This window comes from Vibrio sp. D173a (assembly GCF_030248475.1).
Map to the genome: position 1 here is coordinate 1 of NZ_JAHGAH010000352.1, position 1107 is coordinate 1107.

Annotated in this window: 1 protein-coding gene; it reads right to left on the reverse strand. The window is 41.6% G+C overall.

Annotated features, from left to right (window positions below; translation table 11 throughout):
- Positions 1-793: hypothetical protein (locus KIV40_RS25740; RefSeq protein ID WP_285352022.1), on the reverse strand; the 793-nt coding region annotated here is incomplete at its 3' end.
- Between the last annotated feature and the right edge of the window lie 314 nt (positions 794-1107).

Here is a 1107-nt window from a genome sequence, read left to right on the forward strand (position 1 = left end):
GCATGTTGATGTCGTTCAGCTTAATGTTGGTGTATTTCGCTTCTAGGTAGATGTTGAAAATCGCACCGCCAACTTCGGTTCGTGTACCTTGTAAGAGCATCAAATCCACCATTTCCATCTCTACGCCACCATAGCTTGAACCACCAAAAGCTTGGAATACGGCGTAGAAAGTATCGTTCCATGGTTGAAGGCCGTATAAGTTGACCGACGCCATATGCGCATCATCTCCACCTAATACGTTTTTCACTGCGCTACCATTGATGTTCATAAGGGCATTACTAAGCGCGGTTTGACCAGTACCTGTTGAATATCCACTCATTGAGCTAGGTACAAGGGTTCCTTGGATGTTTTGCGCGATTTGGTCAGTGTCAAAATCGACGTACGAATAATTGACCGACGGGAAGAACATCGTTTTACCATTGGTAGCGGTCAATGGCAGCATGTAGCCCGCTGTGTACATGTCTGTTGTGTCGGTGAGATAAGTATCGACATAGACACCACCAAAACGTGAGTCAAAGTTCGCTAAACGAAAACGGAAGTCCTCTGACTGCGTGAAATACTCACCAATCATGATGGTTTGAGTCTCTACACCATCGCCTCCGTAGAGGTTGTTGAATCCACCGCCCGCAACAAGTTTGATCTCGCCACTATCATCAGAAGCGATACCACCACGCCAAGCCGTATTGCGAGGGTCGGCATCATGCACGTCATTTTCTGCTGCTGTTACTGAGTGAGACAGAGTAAGTGCTGAAATTACGCCAAGCGCAATGAGAGAATGTTTGTAGTTAGTCATGTTATATCCTTAGTCACCAATTAATTGGTTTGAGTCGAATTTTGTTGTGAAGCTGATTATCAATAACAATTCGACTTGGATTAACACCTTTACTCGGGTTGTGAAAAGTCGCATTTCGACTTAGTGAGTTATTAAAGTGAATAAATAAAACCTTAATGATTAATTATCAGTGGTTTACTGTTTTAATTAACTATATGGATAGAATATCTATTATTCCATCTGAAATATTTATTAGTTAAGTGCTTTTTGGTTATTTAATACTTATAAGCCTGTTTCTTTGTGGGGGTGTATGTGCTTTTATTGTTTTAAGGTTA